Here is a 19,462-nt window from a genome sequence, read left to right on the forward strand (position 1 = left end):
TCACCAATAACACAGATATCGATTTCAGAGGTTGCCACAATTTTTTCAAGATGCGCTGTTAAATCGGCTGCAGTAATTTTCTTTACATCCTCTACATAACCAAACTCATGAATTTTAAAAATCCATCTGATGCTATTGGAGCTGGGGTTGCATATGTAACAGAAGATAGAAAAGGTGAGGGATTGATATTAATTCAGGATGTGAAATCGAACATAACTCTTTCAAATTTAAGAGAGATTGCAAATAATTGGATTATTGATGACAATAAAGAGATTACAGTTGCTGATGAATACAAAAAATCTCTAAATATAAAAACTCCATCAATTGAACAAAAAGTACAAAATCTTTCTGGAGGGAATCAACAAAAAGTCTCATTGGCAAAGTGGCTTTTTACTAAACCTAAGATATTGATATTAGATGAACCAACCAGAGGGATAGATGTAGGAGCAAAATTCGAGATTTATAATATTATAAATGATTTAGTTAGCCAAGGTATGTGTATATTGATGATATCATCAGAATTACCTGAAATTCTTGGAATGAGTGATCGTGTTTATATAATGTCACAAGGCATAATTACTGGGGAATTGCCCATTGAAGAAGCAAGCCAAGATAAAATAATGGAATTTGCAACAGTTTAATATATGCGAGAGGGGGACAAATAATGGGCTTTATAAACGAATTAAAGAAGATGTTAAAAGAAAATATTAGAGATTACGGAATGTTTATAGCTTTGTTTGCTATAATAATTGGGTTTACAATTTTGACAGATGGTATGTTCATCTCACCTAGAAATATTAGCAACTTAATAAATTCGGTTGGATATATTGCAGTATTGGCAGTAGGAATGACTTTGATAATTGTTATTAGGCATATTGATCTATCAGTAGGATATTTAGCAGGATTTTCTGGAGCAATAGTTGCTATTTTACTCACTAGATATAATATGTCAATGTTTATAGCTATACCTATCGTATTAGTATTAGGAATAGTTGTAGGATTATTCAATGGATTTTTGGTAGGTAAGGTTAAAGTGCCTGCTTTTGTAGTATCCCTTGCAGGGATGATGATATTTAGAGGAGCTTTATTGCAGGTAACTAGTCAAACGGGCACTATTATAGTTAATAATAAAGCTTTTAACAATATAGGTAATGGATTTATACCGGATTTTCCATTTGTAAACATTCCAGGCTTACATGTAGCTACCTTGATTATAGGGGTTTTAGCAATTTGTTTATATATATATAGTGAATTTAGGAATAGAAATAAAAAATTAAGTTATAATTTTGAAGTATCTTCAATGCCTATATTTATTATGAAATTAGTATTAGTTGCTGCTATGATAGGATATATTACATGGATATTGTCTCAATATAATGGGCTTTCATGGACTGTAGTAATAGTTTTAGTGGTTACTGGATTATATCATTATTTAACCAATAAGACTGTATTAGGTAGGCATATTTATGCAGTAGGAGGAAACCCTGAGGCTGCAGCACTTAGTGGTATCAACGTAAAGAATATAACTTATTTTGTATTTGCATCTATGAGCATGTTATCTGCACTTTCTGGGATTCTTTACACTTCAAGACTTCAGTCTGCAACTACAACTGCAGGGATGGGTTTTGAACTTGATGCTATTGCGGCAGCTTATGTAGGTGGAGTATCAGCAGCAGGTGGAGTTGGTAAAGTTACCGGTTCAATAATTGGTGCACTTGTTATGGCATCATTATCAAACGGAATGAATTTAATGGGTGTTGGCATATCTTATCAATATATGATTAGAGGAGCAATTTTAATATTAGCAGTAGTATTTGATGTTGTAACTAGAAACCGAAATTCATAACAGGCTTTTGTTATAGAAGGTAAAATATGAATAAAGCAATTAACTTAACGATAAAAATAATTCTAATAGTTTTATTTTTTGCATATGTCAGTTTTATGATAATAGATATATTCTATATCGATTTATATATTTATTCAAACTGGATTAAATTTATATCTATAGCATTGATAGTATCTTTAAGTTTCATAGAGAGAAAAGTTAGTTTATCAAAATTAGACATCAATTTATTGAATATTGCTATGCTTTTAACTTTATTTGCTGATTACTTCTTACTTATCAAAGGGAGTAATTACATCTTAGGTTTAGCTATTTTTTCAGTGGCTCATTTATTTCATGGGATTAGAATGCATAAAGATAAGACAAAAATAATTCTTATTAGATTCATTAGTTTTCTGATTGTTATATTTATATTATATTCTATTTTTTTAGGAACACCTTATGAAATAGATTTAATTATATATTTAAGTTTATTTTATTTTGTAAATCTAATATCTAATTTATTTAGGGCATTTGATATTCATAGATACAATAAGTTGCCAGCTATAAATAGTTCTTTACTTGTGGCAGGGTTTACACTTTTTTTATTGTGCGATATAAATGTTGGATTGTGTAATATTTTATCCACTAATTCAAGCAATATCATACTAAATATATTAAATGATTTATCTCTCAGACTTATTTGGTTTTTTTATTTGCCATCACAAGTTTTTATAACATTGAGTGGCCTTGATTTTAGTTAAGGATTAAAAATGTTATATTACTATCATATATGGGTATTTTTATAATAAAATTTGTGTTAGGAGGCAATAAATGGATAATAATCAAAATGTTTACCAAGTAAAAGATGATACAGCAAGTGTTAAAGAATGGCTTATTACTATGCTGATTCTTCTAATTCCTGTAGTAAATATTGTAATGACATTTGTATGGGCATTTGGAAGCAATACTAAACCTAGCAAAGCTAATTATTTTAAAGCTAGTATATTATTTTGGATAATAGGAATAGTACTTTATTTTGTTCTTATGATGTTGGGTATTTTTAGTTTTGGAATGTTGAACTCATATATTTAAGTGGATTATTAGGAGGGATTTTTATGAATGAAACGATTAAAACTCAATTAAATCATAGGACTATTAGGGAATTTAAAGACAAGCCAATTCCTGAAGATATATTTAACACCCTCATGGAAGTAGCTAGACAAACACCTACTTCTAATGGAATGCAATCATTTTCTATAATAAGGGTTAGAGATATGGATAAAAAATCTATTGTTTCTGAAGTTTGCAATCAAGAATATGTTAAAAGAGCACCTGAGCTGTTGATATTTATTGTAGATCAATTCAGAAACATGATGATAGCAAAAGAAAAAGGTGGAAACATAGAAAATGCTAATGACATGGATAGATTTTTTCAAGGATTTACTGACGCATGTTTAGCAGCTCAAAATGTTGTTGTAGCTGCTGAATCCATGGGCTTGGGAACTGTATATTTTGGCAGCATATTAAATGACCCACAAATGATAATAGATACTTTTGAATTACCAGAGCTAACTTTCCCTGTAGTAGGACTAGGAATTGGATATCCAAATCAAGAGCCACAATTAAAACCTCGCATGGATATGAGTTTAAGGCTATTTGAAGACAAATACTTTATATTTGAAAATTATTTAAAAGCAATAGAAGATTATGACAAAAAAATGACTGAATACTATGATTTACGAAATGCTAATAAAAGAGTGGATTCATTTTCTGATCAAATAGTAGCTAAATTAAAAAATCCTATTTTGAAAAGACAAGAAATTCTAAAGATAATTAAAAAACAAGGATTTGACTTAAAAATATGAGATTGTTTATAGCTATAAACTTTGATGATTTGACTAAAAACAAAATCTATAATATTTCTAGTCAGTTAAAAGCTCATTCTATAAAGGGTAAGTTTGTTCATAAAGAGCATATTCATTTAACAATAGAATTCATAGGTGAGGTTGAGGAGGAAAAAACGAAAGAAATAGAATCCATGATAGAAAACTATTCCATAAATCCATTTGAAATTTTTATAAGTGGGTTAGGTGTTTTTAATACTAGGCATGGAGATATATATTGGTTAAAAGTCAAGGAGAATGATCATTTATACTATTTACAAAAAGATATTCATAATAGATTGTTAGAGTTGAATCTAAAGATTGAAGAACGGAAATATATTCCTCACATAACTTTAGGAAGAGATGTAGTATTAAAAGATCAACCCAAAGAACTAGAAAAAATAGAATTTAATTACACAGTTGGAAGGATTTCTCTTTTTAAATCGTTTAATTCTGGGAATAAACTTATACATCAAATTATTAAAGAAAGTAAATTTTTAGGACCTATCTAAATTTAGGTCTTAAAAATTTACTTTTAGTATTAGTATATGTCACTTAAATCCTTAAGGTATTTATACGATAAAATAAGTAAATTATACATCAAAAAATAAATTAGATAGAAAGTTTTAAATTAATGGGATATAATGGATATTGGTAAATTAGTTAAGAGCACCTGAGGTGATTAAAATGAAAGATATGGATTTTTTAGAGGCCGTAAAAAGAATGCAAGCAGATGAACTTATGGAGAGAGAAGTATATTTAAGACTTCTAAAAAACATAAACAATGAAAATGATAAAAATATTCTAAAGAAAATAGCTGATGAGGAATCAGGACATTATGAAATTTGGAAAAACTATACTAAAACAGATGTCAAACCTAACATGCTAAAAGTTAGATGGTATGTATTTTTAGGTAGATTATTAGGATACACATTCACTGCTAAGATAATGGAAAAAAAATTAAATGAATTTAATCAGACAATTACTGAAGAATTCAAAGCTGAACTAACTCATAAAATACCAGATATCGACATAATTTTAAAAGAAGAAGATGAACATGAAATGGAGCTACTAAGCATGATAGACGAGGAACGCTTTCAATATGTTGGCTCAATTGTTTTAGGCTTAAATGATGCTCTAGTTGAGTTTACTGGAAGTCTTGCTGGTTGGACTTTTGCTATGCAAAGCAATAGACTTGTATTATTAGCAGGTATTATAGCGGGTATATCTGCAACACTTTCTATGGCATCTTCGGAATATTTGTCTACGAAAAACGAAGGTGGAAGAGATGCTTTAAAATCAGCAATTTATACTGGATTTGCGTATTTAATTACCGTTTTGTTGCTTTTGGTACCATATGCTATATTACCGGATAAAAGCTATAGTATAGCTTTGCTGATCATGATAGGATTAGTAGTTGCTATTATTGCTGCATTTAATTATTATATTTCTATTGCTAAAGATTTATCATTTAGAAACAAATTCAAAGAAATGGCTTCAGTGAGCTTGGGAGTTGCTGCAGTATCCTTTCTAATAGGTCTTTTAGTTAAACAATTTTTAGGTATTGATATATAAGTAATATTTGGATGGTGACAATCTATGAATAAACTTACTCGAAAATTTTATATATACGGGCTCATTATGGCATTGTTTGTCACCATTTTGAGTATTTTTGTATATAATTATTCAACGAATATTATCGAAAATCAAATACAATCAAGAGCTATTTTTGAAACTGAAAGTAAAATAAAGCTGATAGAATCTAATTTTAAAGTTCATGAGCAAGTAGTGGTAGATATAGAGTCTTTTATTAAGATTGAACCAACTAAAGAAGAAATTTTAAAATATTTAGAGATAGTTATGAAAGAGAGGGAACAATTCACTGCTGTTTACATAGGCACTGTAGACGGCGAATTGTTAGCAGGAGAAGACTGGGAAATACCAGCAGATTATATAGTAAAAGAAAGACCATGGTATGTTAAAGCTGTGGAAGAAAATCAGTTGGTTTATACTGAAGTATATCCTGATGCATATTTAAACACTTGGACTATAACTATAGCAAAGCCTTTTTATGATAGTTCTGGAGATTTAAAAGGAGTAATAGCTAGTGATATAGATTTAAATAAAATTTCGCAAATTTTGAATCCAATTAATGGAGAAAAAGAGGGGATGACTTTTCTTGTTGATTCTAAGGGGATGATAATTGGTCACGAATATTATAATGTAGATGTTTCAGATGAAAGTATAAAAAAGATGACTATATACAATATACTTCCTGAATTCAATCCTAATAATAACTTCTATATAGAAAGAACTATTTTCGAAGAAAGAGATGGATTTTTATCATATTATTACATCAAATCTTTAAATATGTTTTTAGTAAATTTTGTGCCTGTAGCAGATACTTTAAAAGTTGGACAGCAGTTAATTTATACATTTGTTATTTTTGTTATAAGTCTTATATTTGTTATTTTATTCTTTTTTGTATTCGAAAGAAGAAATATCATTTATCCTGTTGAAAAACTAGTTGATGATATATTAAAAATTCCAATGGGGATAAATACAGATTATAAAATAAGTGAAAAAGATGATCTGCTTTTTGAAGTTAGAAAAACAATTAATGAATTATTAATAAATAAAAATGAATTGTTAAAGCAGATGGAAATTGCCCAAGAGGAAACTAATAAGATTGCCTTAACAACTGAAGCAATGCTTGCTATAAACAGAGCTGCAAATACAAATAAGGATATAAGTGAAATTTATGAACTCATACTAGAACAATCTTTAAGAGCTATTAAACATGCCAAATTAGGGAGTGTTATGGTAAAAGAGGATAATATGTTAAGAGTTGTAGCGCATAGAGGATATCGTACTAGTGAAATTAAAGAATTTTCCTTACCAATAGAAGAAACATTTATCTATAGAGCTACAGATGGGAAATTAGACTCGGTTGCAATTATAAAAGATGTATCAGATTATGAAATATTTGTTCCTTTAGATACTACAGAAGGTGAATTTTATATAAAGTCTTCGATAATAGCACCATTATATGTAAAAAATGTATTTTATGGCTCTATAAATTTAGATGCAGTTTATGAAAATGCATTTGATGAAAATGATTTAAAGTTAATGGAATTTATTCAAACTAACACTGAAATTGCTATAAACAACTACATCATAAATCATGCTAATTTTTATTTAGCAACACATGATGCATTAACAGGTGTATATAATAGAAGTTACTTCAGCCAATTATTCGAAAGCTTTAAAGAAAGGGCTTTAAGATATAATGAAATTTTTCATTTAGTTATGTTTGATTTAAATAATCTAAAATATATAAATGATAATTTTGGGCATATTGCAGGTGATGAAGCTATAAAGACATTTGCTAAAAGGCTATCTGTTATTATAAGGAAAAGCGATGTGTTTGCTAGATATGCAGGAGATGAATTTGTAGCAATTTTTTTAAATACTGATTATGATAATCTCAAAGAAAGATTAAATGAGTTACTAAGGAATATGGAACAGAATCCAATCATCGTAGATAAAGGGTCTGTAATAGTATCCTTTAGTTACGGGATTTCAACATTTAAAGAAGATTCAGTGGAATTTGAAGGATTAATTAAGATTGCTGATAGAAGAATGTATGAAATGAAGAATGCGAACCGTAAAAAAAAGGAATAAATGTATGAAAAAGAATTCAAACAAAGTAAACAAAGCTATTATTTATGCAATTTTAGCTGCTATATTGTATGGAGTAAGCACGCCATTTTCTAAAATAATACTAACTGAGATTTCACCAACTTTTTTGTCGGCACTTTTATATTTGGGTGCAGGATTTGGAATGTTAATAGTTAAAATATTAACATTAAATATAAAATCTCAAAGTGAAGCAAAGTTAGATAAAAAAGATCTACCTTATGTAATTGCTATGATAGCATTAGATATATTAGCGCCAATATTACTTATGGTTGGACTTGTGAGAGCTAATCCATCTACTGTGTCATTATTAAATAATTTCGAAATAGTTGCTACAGCGATTATAGCTTTAATATTATTTGGTGAGCAAATAGGAGGAAAAATGTGGTTGGCAATAGGATTAATCACTCTAGCTTCTATCATACTTTCGCTGGAAAATATTGAGGGAATCAAATTTTCTATTGGAGCAGTATATGTATTGCTCGCAACTATTTCTTGGGGATTTGAAAATAATTTTACTAGAAAACTTTCAGTAAAAAATCCGATAGATATAGTTATTTTAAAAGGTATAGGATCAGGGTTTGGAGCGTTACTTATAGCTAATTATTTACAATCCATTAATTTAAATTATATTTATATAATTTCAGCATTATCGTTGGGATTTATGGCATATGGACTTAGCATATTTATGTATATAAAAGCTCAGAGGGATTTAGGAGCAGCTAGGACTAGTGCTTACTATGCTGTTGCACCGTTCATAGGGGTAATTTTTTCTTGGCTATTATTTGATGAACTCATTAACATAAGATTTATTGTTGCTCTAATTATAATGATAATAGGAGTGTATTTTAATATATCTGAAAATCATGAGCATGAGCATATACATAATAAAATGGTTCATGAGCACTCACATAGGCACGATGACTTACATCATAATCATTTTCATGATTATGATGTAGTCGGAAGCCATTCACATGTACATGAACATGAAAATTTAGTACATTCTCACTCGCATACTCCAGATATTCATCATAAACATACCCACTAAAATTTTTCTGTAGAGAGTATAATTATCTCCAAAGGATTTAGATTTAAAGATAAATTATCATTTGCAACTTTTATTTTTTCATTGCTTTCAAAAATAAATAAATTCTTCAATCCACCTTCAATATTTAAATTCAATTCTTTATTTTTATCTTTTAAATTCATGACAATTATTATGCTATCATTTCCATCAATGTATTGATAAGATAAAGTTTCATTATCTGTTTCTAATAATATAAATTCTCCATAAGTTATGATTTTATTTTTTCTCAATGATGATAAGAATTTAAAGTACTCTAAATAAGATGAATTTTCAACATTTTCCCATTCCATATAAAATCGGTTTAGAGGGTCATCTTTGCCTTCCATGGCTATTTCTGTGCCATAGTAAATAACTGGTATTTGAGGATATGTCATGATAAAAGTTAATGCTTGTTTGTAATATTCTTCTGCATAGTTTCTATGCTTTGATATAAACCGTGGATTATCATGATTATCTATGAATGTTGCATTTTTAGGATTATTTAAAACATCTAAATCGGCTTTAATTGCGTTTTTTAGTTTGCTTGAATTTCCATATTCATTAAATGTAGAAGTTATAGCTTTATATAGTGGATAGTTAGTGAAACCTGTTATCCCGGTGTCTTCGTATTGTTTAATGTAATATATGTTTTCTGACCATACTTCTCCTAAAAAGTAAAAATCAGGATATTTTTCAAGAATATTTGAAGTGAATTTAGACCAAAACTCTTTGGGGACATGTTTTACAGTATCCAGTCTATATCCGTCTATTCCGGTCTGATCTATCCACCACAGTGAATTTTCTAAGAAGAAATCTACTACATCCGGATTGTCAAAGTTTAAATCAGGTAAACCCATAAGCCATCCTTTTTCTACCTCAGATTGATCATTCCAATTAAAAATTTCTTTATTTTCGTTAAACCAATCTTTATAATTTTCATCATTTAACCATGGGGAGTCATATCCTACATGGTTTACTACATAATCAAGGATGACTTTTATATCTCTTTTATGAGCTTCTTCTACAAGTAGCTTTAGATCATCCATAGTGCCAAGGTGTGGATCAACTTTATAGAAATCATTAATCCAGTAACCATGATATCCATCTTTACCATTTTCCATCACAGGTGTCAACCATATAGCTGTTGCTCCAAGAGATTCTATGTAATCCAATTTTTCAATAACACCTTTTAAGTCCCCACCATGTCTTTTTTTTAAATCGTTTTTGTCTACATCAAAATTATTAGTTTCATCAGCATCATAGAATCTATCCGTCATTATAAAATAAATCAGATCATTTTTTGTAAATTCTTTAGATGTTGGTATCGAAGATTCTTCTTTTGATATACCGTTTGAACATCCAGATAAAACTATGGCTAATGTTGTTAATAAAATAATAAATCTCACTTTCATAAAAAACCTCCAACAATAGTATTGCATATATTATAGCAAATTTAACTATAGTTAGAAAGTTTATACTAAGTTAACGTATTTATCATTTATTTTTAATAGTTGAATGATAAACTTAAAACAAAACTAAAAGGAGATGAGTATATGAAAAGCAAGAGATTTATGACAATGTTACTTACTTTGATAATTTTACTTACTAGTAGTTTTACATCATTGGCTGTTGGAATTGACGAGGTTAGTGTATATGATGAGGTTAAAAATGTGATTATTCTAATACCTGATGGTATGAGTTCTGATGCAGTTACTCTGGCTAGATGGTATAATGGAGGGAAACCTTTAAATCTTGATGAATTAGCAGTTGGAATGGTCAGGACCTATTCTTCTGATGCGCCAATAGCAGATTCAGCACCTGCTGCTACGGCTATGGCGACTGGATATAAGTCACATACAGGCTATATTGGTGTATTGCCTGATGTTAATACGATGCCAGGTTTGTCACCTATCGAAAATGGAAATGAAAAGATGCCAATCGCAAATTTGCTTGAAGCAGCTAGACTAAGTGGTAGAGCCACAGGAATTATATCTACCAGCGAGATTATGCATGCAACACCTGCTTCTTTCTCTGCTCATGATCCAAGTAGAAAAAACTATGACTCCATCTCTGAACAACAAGTATATCAAGGGATTGACGTAGTATTAGGCGGAGGAACTTCATTCTTTAGAAAAGAATTGAGAAAAGATAAAGAAGATTTAATTTCAGAAATAAAGAAAGAATATAACTTTGTAACTACTCTTACTGAATTAAATAATGTTAAAGAAGGAAAAGTTTGGGGAATGTTTGGAGAAGAAGCATTAAGCTATGATTTTGATAGAGATCAAAAGAATGAACCTTCACTCGCAGAGATGACAGCAAAGGCTATAGAAATTTTAAGCAAAAATGAAAAAGGATTCTTTTTAATGGTAGAAGGAAGCAAAATTGATTGGGCTGCACATGCAAATGATCCAATAGGTCTGATATCAGACATTTTGGCATTTGATAAGGCTGTTGGAGAAGCATTAAAATTTGCAAAAACAGATGGAAACACTTTAGTTATTGCAGCTTCAGATCACGGCAATAGTGGGATAACAATAGGAAATGCTAACACTAGTTCGAATTATGACAAACTACCATTATCAGCATTTTTAGATCCTCTAAAGAAAGCAGAGCTTACAGGTGAAGGGATTGAAAAACATTTAAATGATGATAAATCAAACGTAAGAGATGTTATGAGAAAATATTATGGAATTAATGATTTGACTAATGAAGAAGTAGAGCAAATTAAAAATACTAAAAGTGGTTCGATGAATTATACTGTTGGACCAATGATAGCTAAAAGAGCAAATATAGGATTTACAACTAATGGTCATACTGGTGAAGATGTAACATTATATGTTTATGCTCCAAAGAACATTGATTTACTTACAGGTGTAATTGAGAATACAGACATAGCCAAATATGCAGAAAAAGCAATGGGATTAGATTTGAATGAAACCAGCAAAAGATTGTTTGTATGGTCCAGAGGCGAGTTTGAAGCTTTAGGTGCAGAAGTTCAATTTGATAACTTAACAGACCCCAAAAATCCTGTTTTGATTGTTACAAAAGGCGATATTAAACTAGAAATGCCAATAAATAAAAATATTGCTTATGTAAATGGAGAAATAGTGAAATTAGATGGATTAGTAGTATACAACGGGATTAAAACTTATGTACCACAAAGTGCATTAGAATTAGTAAAATAATCAGTTTTAAAATTTTCAAATCCAAGATAGAAAGCATATCTAAAAATTATGCTCATATCTTGGATTTTTTATTTATAGAAAATTAATAGGGTATAAATATTACGGTGATAATTATGTTAATCAAATATTTTGTAACAGCTTTTTTGAAATATAAAAACACTTACCTACTTCAAAAAAGAAATGAAGATAATTCGATAGGAAGTGGGTTATGGTATGGAATAGGGGGCCATATAGAAAAGGAAGAAATCTTTACACCTGATATTGCAATTTTTAGAGAGATTAACGAAGAAACCGGATTAAAAGAATCTAATATTTCTTTATTAAAATTAAAGTACATAGCATTAAATTCAAATGATAGTCTGTTTATAAATTATATATATTTTGGAGAAATCACGACAAATCAGGTTATATCAAACGATGAAGGAGAGTTGTATTTTATTAAGGAAGAAGATGTGCTAACTAAAGAGTTTCACCCATTCATTAAAGATTGCCTAAAAAATAGATTTAATAATCATGACAATGATATATATGTTGCTGTCTATAATGGAATAATAACAAATTTTTTCAAATTATAGAGGTGAAAAACATGTTTGAAGAAGTGTTAGAGAAATATAAAGAAAATTGGACAAAATTTGTAAAAGAAGGAATTTTGGCCGATGATATCAATGATCATATCAAAAGGTCTTGGATAAGATGTTCTATGAATGCGCTTGACATAAATCATGGACAAGGAAAACTTGTTTCAAAAGAAGTCTTGGATGCAGAAAAAGAAAAAAATAAAGAATTAATTTCAATTGCATTGCCAATCATGAAAAATCTAAATGATATAGTTATGGGTACAGGATTTGTTCTTGTATTAACAGATGCAAAGGGGCTTATTTTAGAAGTTATTGGGGAAGAAAAAATTCTAGAAGAAACGAAAAGCTTAAACTTTGTTCCAGGAGCTATTTGGTCAGAGGAGTTTGTCGGAACAAATGCAATAGGGACTTGTATATATGAAGATAGACCAATCCAAATTATTGGAGCAGAGCATTATTGTAAGAGCCATCATGGCTGGAATTGTGCGGCATCACCAATACATAATTCAAATGGAGAAATCATTGGCTGTTTAGATATGTCTGGGCATTCGAAGAATGCACACAGTCATAGTTTAGGTATAGTTGTGGCAGCTAGCTATTCGATAGAAAATCAAATATTATTATATCAATCACATGCTATTTTGAGAGCTTCAGTTGAAGCTGTTTCTGATGGCATGATAATAGTTACAGAGGACTATAAGATTAAAATGCTTAATAAAGCGGGTGAGAAGATACTAGGGTTAGAAGCAAATATGCTCTATGATGAAGATATAAGAAATATTTTAGGGACAAGAATTTTCAAACATAAAGAAGCATTTAAAGATAGGATAGATTGGATTTTTATAATCAATGAAAAGAAGATACCATGCAATGTTAAAGTGTCCAATATTGTTATTGGACAAAAGACAAACGGTATGGCCATTTCATTTAAAGAGATGAAAACTGTACAAAATACTGTAAATTTAGTTTCTGGAAACAAAGCGATGTTCACATTTAATGATATAATAACTAATAGCGATAACCTAAAAAAATCAATAAAAGAAGCTCAAAAATTTGCAAGAACAAAGGGATGCGTTTTAATTGAAGGGGAAAGTGGAACAGGGAAAGAATTATTCGCTCATTCAATTCACAACATGAGTAATAGGAGCAATGGCCCGTTTGTAGCGATAAATTGTGCATCTTTACCTAAAGACCTTTTCGAGAGTGAACTTTTTGGATATGAAAAAGGAGCTTTTACTGGTGCAAATAAAGAAGGTAAGATAGGGAAATTTGAGTTAGCTAATGAAGGTACATTGTTCTTAGATGAAATAGGAGAATTGCCTCTTGATTTTCAAGCGAAACTTTTAAGGGTTTTAGATGATTTTACTATTACGAGAATAGGTGGGAAATGGCCAAAGAAAGTTGACGTAAGAATAATTGCTGCAACAAACAGGGACTTATTAGAAGCAGTTAGAAAAAAGAATTTTAGGGAAGATCTATATTATAGATTAAATGTATTTAGAGTATATATTCCACCATTAAGAGAAAGAGAAGGGGACATATTTTTATTAGCACAACATTTTCTATCTAGATTGAACAAGACTAACAATACTACAAAGACTTTTTCAAAGGATTTTCTAAATAGCATAAATCTATATGAATGGTATGGGAATGTAAGAGAACTTGAAAACATTATTGAAAGAGCATATTATTTATGTGAGGGTAATATAATTAAATTAGAACATTTACCTGATGAAATATTTTCGAGAATTCCTGTAATTGAAACTAATAATAAAACGCTTACATTAAAGTATGGAGAAAAAATAGTTATAAAGAAAGCTCTATTAAGCACCAATGGAGATGTTTTAAGAGCTGGAGAATTATTAGGGATGAGCAAATCAACCATATACAGAAAGTTAAAACAGCATGACATTAATCCTAAAGAATTTAAAATAAATTCCCAAATATGAGACTAAAATTCTCATATTTGGGAAATTTTTTTATTTAAAAAATAAACCTTATCAAAATAAGACTTTAAACTGATAAATAGTATGGCATGATATTTGCAATATTAATTGGTGAAATGGAAAAATGGAGGTGGATTAATGAAAAGATTCATAGTTGAATTTGGTATGGGCTGTGATTTTCATGGTCAGGATGTTACTAATGCAGCTAAAAAAGCTGTAAAGGATGCTGTTTCACATTCTTGTTTGTGTGGGTTAACTGAGATTTTAAACATAACAGACTTAAATAAAGGGATTAAAGTTAAGGCAACTGTTGCGGTAAGTAGACCTGATGAAGTAGACATAGAGAAAGTAAAAGAAAGTTTACCAGTAGGTGAAAAGGAGGTGATTGTTGTCAAGGGAGGATTAACAGTTTCTGGTCTTTATATACCTGAGTTTAATGACAGAGATGATACTATTGAAGCCGCATTAGCATGTGTGGAAGTAGAAATCAAATAAGGAGGGGATTTTTTTGGATCTCAACAATAACAAGATAATTGAAATGTATACGACAATGAAAAAAATACGAGAATTTGAGAACAATGCAAGTAAGTTATTTGCTGAAGGTCAAATACATGGGTTTGTTCATCTCTATATAGGCGAAGAAGCAGTGGCTACAGGTGTTTGTGCAAATTTAAGAGAGGATGATTATATAACAAGTACACATAGAGGGCATGGGCACATAATAGCTAAAGGTGGAGATGTAAAATACATGATGGCAGAATTATATGGCAGAGAAACTGGCTATTGCAAAGGAAAGGGCGGATCTATGCATATTGCAGATGCTACAAGAGGTATACTTGGTGCTAATGGAATAGTAGGGGCTGGACAAAATATTGCAACAGGTGCTGGTTTAAGTGCTAAATTGAGAGGTACAGATCAGGTATGTGCATGTTTCTTTGGAGATGGTTCAACTAATCAAGGGACTTTTCATGAGTCGCTAAATTTAGCAAGTATATGGCGACTTCCGGTAATATTTGTTTGTGAAAACAATCTATATGGAATTTCTATGCATCAATCTAGGCATCAAGCTATTCAAGATATTGCTGATAGAGCTGTTGCATATAATATTCCAGGTGTAGTAGTAGACGGAAATGATATATTTGCAGTATATGAAGCTGCTAAAGAAGCTATAGAGAGAGCAAGAAATGGACAAGGACCAAGTTTGATAGAATGCAAAACTTACAGACACCATGGACACTTTGAAGGAGATCCAGCTAAATATAAACCAGCTGAAGAAGTTGCAGAGTGGATGAGCAAAGATCCTATCCCAAGGCTTATAAATTACATGATTGACAACAACATTTTGAGCAAGGAAGAATTAACTGAAATAGACAACCAAATATCTAAAGAAATAAAGGAAGCTATTAAGTTTGCAGAGGAGAGTCCATGGCCTCCAATAGAATCTGTTGTTGAAGATATCTACACTGATATAGTAGAGGAGGTAAGAAAATGAAAGAACTTAGTATGATGGAAGCTATCAGGGAAGCCATGACAAAGAAGATGAGAGAAGACCCTACTGTGTTCATTATGGGTGAAGATGTTGGAGCTTTTGGCGGTTGTTTTGGGGTTACATCAGGCATGTTTGAAGAATTCGGGCAAGAGAGAGTTAGAGATACTCCTATATCAGAAGGAGCAATAATTGGATGTGCAGTCGGAGCTGCAGCAACTGGAACTAGGCCAATTGCAGAATTGATGTTTATAGATTTTGTGACTGTGGGAGCAGATCAATTAGTAAATCAGGCAGCAAAAATGAGATATATGGTTGGTGGAAAAATAAAATTGTCTATGGTAGTTAGGCTTCCTCTTGGTGCTGGTACAAGAGCTGCAGCACAACACTCCCAATCATTAGAAGCATGGATTGCTCATATCCCGGGGCTTAAAGTAGTTTATCCGAGTGTTCCAAGCGATGCCTATGGGCTTATGCTTAAAGCAATTGAAGATGACAATCCAGTTGTATTTCTTGAACATAAAATTTTATATGGAGTTAGAGGAGAAGTTGATGAAAATGCAAAACCAATTGAGTTTGGTAAGGCAGATATTAAAAGAGAGGGAAAAGACTTAACAGTTGCAGCAACAGGGAGAATGGTTCATGAAGCACTAAAAGCTGCTGAAGAACTATCAAAAGAAGGAATAGAGATAGAAATCTTTGACCCTAGAACTCTTTTCCCATTCGACAAAGAAACACTATTTAAATCCATTGAAAAGACAAATAAATTGCTTATTGTTTCAGAAGAGAACAAGCGAGGAAGTTTTGCTGGAGAAATATCAGCAATAGTAGCTGAGGAATGTTTTGACTATTTGGATGCACCAATCAGAAGATTATGTTCTGTAAACTCCCCAGTGCCATTTTCACCAGTACTTGAAGATTATTATATGCCAAATGCTAAAGACATAATTGAAGCAGCTAAATCAATCGTTTAAAATGGGGCAACTTTAAGTTGCCTCTCTTAATAGAGGTGATTGGATGAAAAAAATTGGAATAATAGCTAATCCAGCATCAGGAAAAGATATCAGGAGATTAGTTTCTCATGCAACTGTTGTCGACAATAACGAAAAAATAAATATAGTAAAAAGGATAATACTAGCTTCTCAAGGCACAGGAGTTGAAGAAATTTATATTATGCCAGACACATTTTTAATAGGTCATAAGGCAATCGAAGATCTAACTTTATCTAAAGAGCTTGAAGTATCAGTGAATATTTTAAAAATGGATGTACATGGGACATTAGCTGATACCATCAGAGCTGCTAAACTAATGGAAGATATTGGTGTAGATGTAATTGTCGTTTTAGGAGGAGATGGTACATTAAGAGCAGTTGCTAAAGGAAATTCTAAAGTTCCAATCATTGGCATTTCTACAGGGACTAACAATGTATATCCTAAGATGATTGAGGGAACAGTTGCAGGGATGGCTGCTTCTGTTATAGCTATGAATATGTGTGATAAAAACAATACTTGTATAAAAGATAAGAGGATAGAAATTTACAAAGATTCAAATCTTTTGGATATAGCATTAGTAGATTGTGTAATTTCCAGACAAACTTTTGTTGGCTCTAAAGCTATATGGGATGAACAAGACATTGTTAAAGTAATAGTAACCAATGCTCATCCAGCTGCAATTGGTTTTTCAACCATTGTAGGAGTTAGAAAAATAATCACCGATGCAGATGATTTTGGCGCAAGTGTAAACCTTAATGTTGGGGATGACTATTATGTTGCTCCGATAGCAGCAGGAACTATGAAATTAATACGAATCGACGAACCAGAAATCCTAAAAATAGGCGAGGGGTACAAAATAGAATTTAACTTTAATGGAGTAATGGCCCTAGATGGGGAAAGAGAATTGATTTTTAAAAGTGGAGAAATTTACGAGGTAAAGATAACGAGAAATGGTCCAATCAGAGTGGATGTAATGAAAACTATTGAATCTGCTCAAGAAAGAGGCTTTTTCAAACGCAAATAGAGGAGGGGTTTTATGGCAAAAGTGATTGTGATGCCAAAACTGGGATTAACTATGAAAAATGGGAAAATTATAAAGTGGCATAAGACAGAAGGTTCAGAAATAAAGACAGGAGATAAGCTTTTTAGCATAGAAACTGATAAATTAACAAATGATGTAGTAGCAGATGAAGAGGGAATATTATTAAAAATCATAGAAAGTGAAAACAGTATAGTTGATTGTTTAAAGCCTGTAGCAATAATTGGAGTAAAAGGAGAGGATATTTCTGAAATATTAAGAGATTTAATTAAAGAATCTCCAGCAGAGGATAAGGAAGAAATTAAATTCGCTGAAAAAGAAAAAAATGATTTTGATTTAAGTGAAAAAATAAAGATTTCACCAGTTGCAAAGAAAGTAGCTATAGAAAATAACATAGATTTTACTAGGATTAAAGGTACTGGTCCGAATGGAAGAATCATATTAGAAGATATAGAGAGGGAAATCGAAAAGAGCAAACTTATAAAAATTACACCAACAGCTAAAGTAATATCAGAGGAATTAGGTATTCAGTTTAATGAAATTGATAAGAATGGGAGAATAAATAAAGAAGATGTTTTAAGATTAAGTGAAAAAAACGCATATGATGAATTAGTTAAACCTTTAGAAATAAGAACACCTATGAGTACAATGAGAAAGATCATATCTGAAAGGATGACACAAAGTGCATTTACTGCTCCAAGTGTTAATTATACAATCTCAGTAGATATGACAAAATTGATAAATGTAAAAGATGATCTATCAAGAGAATTTAAAATCACATTTACTGATTTAATAGTTAAAATAACATCGATTGTATTACTAGATTTTCCACTTTTAAATAGTACTATCGATGGAGATGATATAATTACTCGAAATTACGTGAATATGGGAGTTGCAGTTGCATTAGAAGAGGGATTGTTGGTACCTGTTGTAAAAAATAGCCATATAAAATCTTTAAAACAAATTTCATCAGAAATAAAAGACTTGACTTATAGAGCTAAAACAAATCAGCTTTCTAGTGATGAACTAAACGGTGGTACATTTACGGTTACAAATATCGGAAAGTTTGGTATAGAAAGCTTTACACCTATAATCAATCAACCTGAATCTGCTATATTGGGAATAAGTGCAATATTAGACAAACCCATTGTCGTAAATGGAGAAATTAAAATTATATCAGCTATGAATTTATCATTAACTGCTGATCATAGAACTGTAGATGGAGCAGTTGCAGCATTGTTTTTGCAAAAATTAAAAGAGTCTTTAGAAAATCCATTAGCTAAGCTGGTGAGGTGATTTGATGAAAGTAGGGATACTAGGATCTGGTCCAGGAGGGTATGTATGTGCTATTAGATTAGCACAATTAGGTGCTGATGTTACAGTTATAGAAGATAGACATATTGGAGGAGTATGTTTAAATAAAGGGTGTATACCTACAAAAGTTATGCTACACTCTACAGAATTATATGATTTATTAAAGAGAGATAGTGAAGCGCTAGGTATAAAACATGATGGTTTAAAATTTGATTTAGGGTTATTAAATACTAGAAAAACTCTTGTTATTAGTCAATTAGAAGAGGGAATTAGATCATTATTTAAGTCGTATAATATAGAGTTAATAAATGGTAGAGGCAAATTCTTAAATGAATATGAAATAGAAATAACATCTCCAGAGGGAATTAAAATCTTAAAGTTTGATAAAATTGTAGTTGCTACTGGTTCTAAGCCTATGAAAGTGCAAATAGAAGGTATAAATTTGG

General features: G+C 30.8%; 19 protein-coding genes. 18 read left to right on the forward strand and 1 reads right to left on the reverse strand.

Annotated elements, in window-relative coordinates:
- The first annotated feature begins 107 nt into the window (after positions 1-107).
- The 9 genes from ACTB1H_RS05920 (at position 108) to ACTB1H_RS05960 (ending at position 8,455) form a co-directional block, all read left to right on the forward strand.
- Positions 108-641: an ATP-binding cassette domain-containing protein gene (locus ACTB1H_RS05920; RefSeq protein ID WP_463261914.1), complete on the forward strand. Its 534-nt coding sequence runs from the start codon at positions 108-110 to the stop codon at positions 639-641.
- Between the two features lie 23 nt (positions 642-664).
- On the forward strand, positions 665-1,846 hold the full coding sequence (locus tag ACTB1H_RS05925; RefSeq protein ID WP_463261915.1) for a sugar ABC transporter permease: 1,182 nt from the start codon (positions 665-667) through the stop codon (positions 1,844-1,846).
- Positions 1,847-1,872: 26 nt separating this feature from the next.
- Positions 1,873-2,586, forward strand: a complete 714-nt coding sequence (locus ACTB1H_RS05930) for a lysoplasmalogenase family protein (protein WP_463261916.1) — start codon at positions 1,873-1,875, stop codon at positions 2,584-2,586.
- A gap of 70 nt (positions 2,587-2,656) precedes the next feature.
- Positions 2,657-2,917 carry a hypothetical protein gene (locus tag ACTB1H_RS05935; protein ID WP_463261917.1) on the forward strand — a complete coding sequence of 87 codons (261 nt, stop codon included), beginning with the start codon at positions 2,657-2,659 and terminating at the stop codon, positions 2,915-2,917.
- 23 nt (positions 2,918-2,940) lie between these two features.
- A complete protein-coding gene (locus ACTB1H_RS05940) occupies positions 2,941-3,690 on the forward strand; it encodes an NADPH-dependent oxidoreductase (protein WP_463261918.1) in 750 nt (249 codons plus the stop codon).
- Positions 3,687-4,220 (forward strand): RNA 2',3'-cyclic phosphodiesterase, encoded by a 534-nt coding sequence (thpR, locus tag ACTB1H_RS05945; RefSeq protein WP_463261919.1) that lies wholly within the window; start codon positions 3,687-3,689, stop codon positions 4,218-4,220. Before ACTB1H_RS05940 ends, thpR begins: the two co-directional genes overlap by 4 nt.
- A 175-nt stretch (positions 4,221-4,395) precedes the next feature.
- Positions 4,396-5,283, forward strand: coding sequence for a VIT1/CCC1 transporter family protein (locus ACTB1H_RS05950; RefSeq protein WP_463261920.1), 888 nt, complete (start codon positions 4,396-4,398; stop codon positions 5,281-5,283).
- Positions 5,284-5,370: 87 nt separating this feature from the next.
- Positions 5,371-7,392 carry a sensor domain-containing diguanylate cyclase gene (locus ACTB1H_RS05955; protein ID WP_463261921.1) on the forward strand — a complete coding sequence of 674 codons (2,022 nt, stop codon included), beginning with the start codon at positions 5,371-5,373 and terminating at the stop codon, positions 7,390-7,392.
- A 4-nt stretch (positions 7,393-7,396) separates the two neighbouring features.
- Complete coding sequence (locus ACTB1H_RS05960) at positions 7,397-8,455, forward strand: DMT family transporter (RefSeq protein ID WP_463261922.1); 1,059 nt, start codon at positions 7,397-7,399, stop codon at positions 8,453-8,455.
- On the opposite strand, the gene ACTB1H_RS05965 is transcribed toward ACTB1H_RS05960, so the two are convergent.
- Positions 8,452-9,885: an alpha-amylase family glycosyl hydrolase gene (locus ACTB1H_RS05965; RefSeq protein WP_463261923.1), complete on the reverse strand. Its 1,434-nt coding sequence runs from the start codon at positions 9,883-9,885 to the stop codon at positions 8,452-8,454. The two genes, ACTB1H_RS05960 and ACTB1H_RS05965, sit on opposite strands and share 4 nt — an antisense overlap.
- Positions 9,886-10,026: 141 nt before the next feature.
- On the opposite strand from ACTB1H_RS05965, the gene ACTB1H_RS05970 reads away from it, so the two are divergent.
- From ACTB1H_RS05970 to ACTB1H_RS06010, 9 genes are all read left to right on the forward strand, one after another.
- On the forward strand, positions 10,027-11,661 hold the full coding sequence (locus tag ACTB1H_RS05970) for an alkaline phosphatase (RefSeq protein ID WP_463261924.1): 1,635 nt from the start codon (positions 10,027-10,029) through the stop codon (positions 11,659-11,661).
- Between the two features lie 113 nt (positions 11,662-11,774).
- A complete protein-coding gene (locus ACTB1H_RS05975; protein ID WP_463261925.1) occupies positions 11,775-12,236 on the forward strand; it encodes an NUDIX hydrolase in 462 nt (153 codons plus the stop codon).
- An 11-nt stretch (positions 12,237-12,247) separates the two neighbouring features.
- Entirely contained in the window at positions 12,248-14,188 is a 1,941-nt protein-coding gene (locus ACTB1H_RS05980) for a sigma-54-dependent Fis family transcriptional regulator (RefSeq protein ID WP_463261926.1), read from the forward strand.
- 135 nt (positions 14,189-14,323) lie between these two features.
- On the forward strand, positions 14,324-14,680 hold the full coding sequence (locus tag ACTB1H_RS05985; RefSeq protein ID WP_463261927.1) for a Lin0512 family protein: 357 nt from the start codon (positions 14,324-14,326) through the stop codon (positions 14,678-14,680).
- Positions 14,681-14,693: 13 nt separating this feature from the next.
- Entirely contained in the window at positions 14,694-15,677 is a 984-nt protein-coding gene (gene pdhA / locus ACTB1H_RS05990; RefSeq protein ID WP_463261928.1) for a pyruvate dehydrogenase (acetyl-transferring) E1 component subunit alpha, read from the forward strand.
- Positions 15,674-16,645: an alpha-ketoacid dehydrogenase subunit beta gene (locus ACTB1H_RS05995; RefSeq protein WP_463261929.1), complete on the forward strand. Its 972-nt coding sequence runs from the start codon at positions 15,674-15,676 to the stop codon at positions 16,643-16,645. Before pdhA ends, ACTB1H_RS05995 begins: the two co-directional genes overlap by 4 nt.
- Before the next feature lie 43 nt (positions 16,646-16,688).
- On the forward strand, positions 16,689-17,687 hold the full coding sequence (locus ACTB1H_RS06000) for an ATP-NAD kinase family protein (RefSeq protein ID WP_463261930.1): 999 nt from the start codon (positions 16,689-16,691) through the stop codon (positions 17,685-17,687).
- A 12-nt stretch (positions 17,688-17,699) separates the two neighbouring features.
- Positions 17,700-18,998: a dihydrolipoamide acetyltransferase family protein gene (locus ACTB1H_RS06005; RefSeq protein WP_463261931.1), complete on the forward strand. Its 1,299-nt coding sequence runs from the start codon at positions 17,700-17,702 to the stop codon at positions 18,996-18,998.
- Positions 18,999-19,002: 4 nt separating this feature from the next.
- Positions 19,003-19,462, forward strand: a 460-nt coding sequence (locus ACTB1H_RS06010) for an FAD-dependent oxidoreductase (protein ID WP_463261932.1), incomplete at its 3' end; no start/stop codon positions are given.

This window comes from Soehngenia sp., from assembly GCF_055108775.1.

What these genes read in the sequence shown, in the direction of transcription:
- ACTB1H_RS05920 (WP_463261914.1), top strand. Translation starts at nt 108, where the DNA reads ATGAATTTTAAAAATCCATCTGATGCTATTGGAGCTGGGGTTGCATAT.
- ACTB1H_RS05925 (WP_463261915.1), top strand. Translation starts at nt 665, where the DNA reads ATGGGCTTTATAAACGAATTAAAGAAGATGTTAAAAGAAAATATTAGA.
- ACTB1H_RS05930 (WP_463261916.1), top strand. Translation starts at nt 1,873, where the DNA reads ATGAATAAAGCAATTAACTTAACGATAAAAATAATTCTAATAGTTTTA.
- ACTB1H_RS05935 (WP_463261917.1), top strand. Translation starts at nt 2,657, where the DNA reads ATGGATAATAATCAAAATGTTTACCAAGTAAAAGATGATACAGCAAGT.
- ACTB1H_RS05940 (WP_463261918.1), top strand. Translation starts at nt 2,941, where the DNA reads ATGAATGAAACGATTAAAACTCAATTAAATCATAGGACTATTAGGGAA.
- thpR (WP_463261919.1), top strand. Translation starts at nt 3,687, where the DNA reads ATGAGATTGTTTATAGCTATAAACTTTGATGATTTGACTAAAAACAAA.
- ACTB1H_RS05950 (WP_463261920.1), top strand. Translation starts at nt 4,396, where the DNA reads ATGAAAGATATGGATTTTTTAGAGGCCGTAAAAAGAATGCAAGCAGAT.
- ACTB1H_RS05960 (WP_463261922.1), top strand. Translation starts at nt 7,397, where the DNA reads ATGAAAAAGAATTCAAACAAAGTAAACAAAGCTATTATTTATGCAATT.
- ACTB1H_RS05965 (WP_463261923.1), bottom strand. Translation starts at nt 9,885, where the DNA reads ATGAAAGTGAGATTTATTATTTTATTAACAACATTAGCCATAGTTTTA.
- ACTB1H_RS05970 (WP_463261924.1), top strand. Translation starts at nt 10,027, where the DNA reads ATGAAAAGCAAGAGATTTATGACAATGTTACTTACTTTGATAATTTTA.
- ACTB1H_RS05975 (WP_463261925.1), top strand. Translation starts at nt 11,775, where the DNA reads ATGTTAATCAAATATTTTGTAACAGCTTTTTTGAAATATAAAAACACT.
- ACTB1H_RS05980 (WP_463261926.1), top strand. Translation starts at nt 12,248, where the DNA reads ATGTTTGAAGAAGTGTTAGAGAAATATAAAGAAAATTGGACAAAATTT.
- ACTB1H_RS05985 (WP_463261927.1), top strand. Translation starts at nt 14,324, where the DNA reads ATGAAAAGATTCATAGTTGAATTTGGTATGGGCTGTGATTTTCATGGT.
- ACTB1H_RS05995 (WP_463261929.1), top strand. Translation starts at nt 15,674, where the DNA reads ATGAAAGAACTTAGTATGATGGAAGCTATCAGGGAAGCCATGACAAAG.
- ACTB1H_RS06000 (WP_463261930.1), top strand. Translation starts at nt 16,689, where the DNA reads ATGAAAAAAATTGGAATAATAGCTAATCCAGCATCAGGAAAAGATATC.
- ACTB1H_RS06005 (WP_463261931.1), top strand. Translation starts at nt 17,700, where the DNA reads ATGGCAAAAGTGATTGTGATGCCAAAACTGGGATTAACTATGAAAAAT.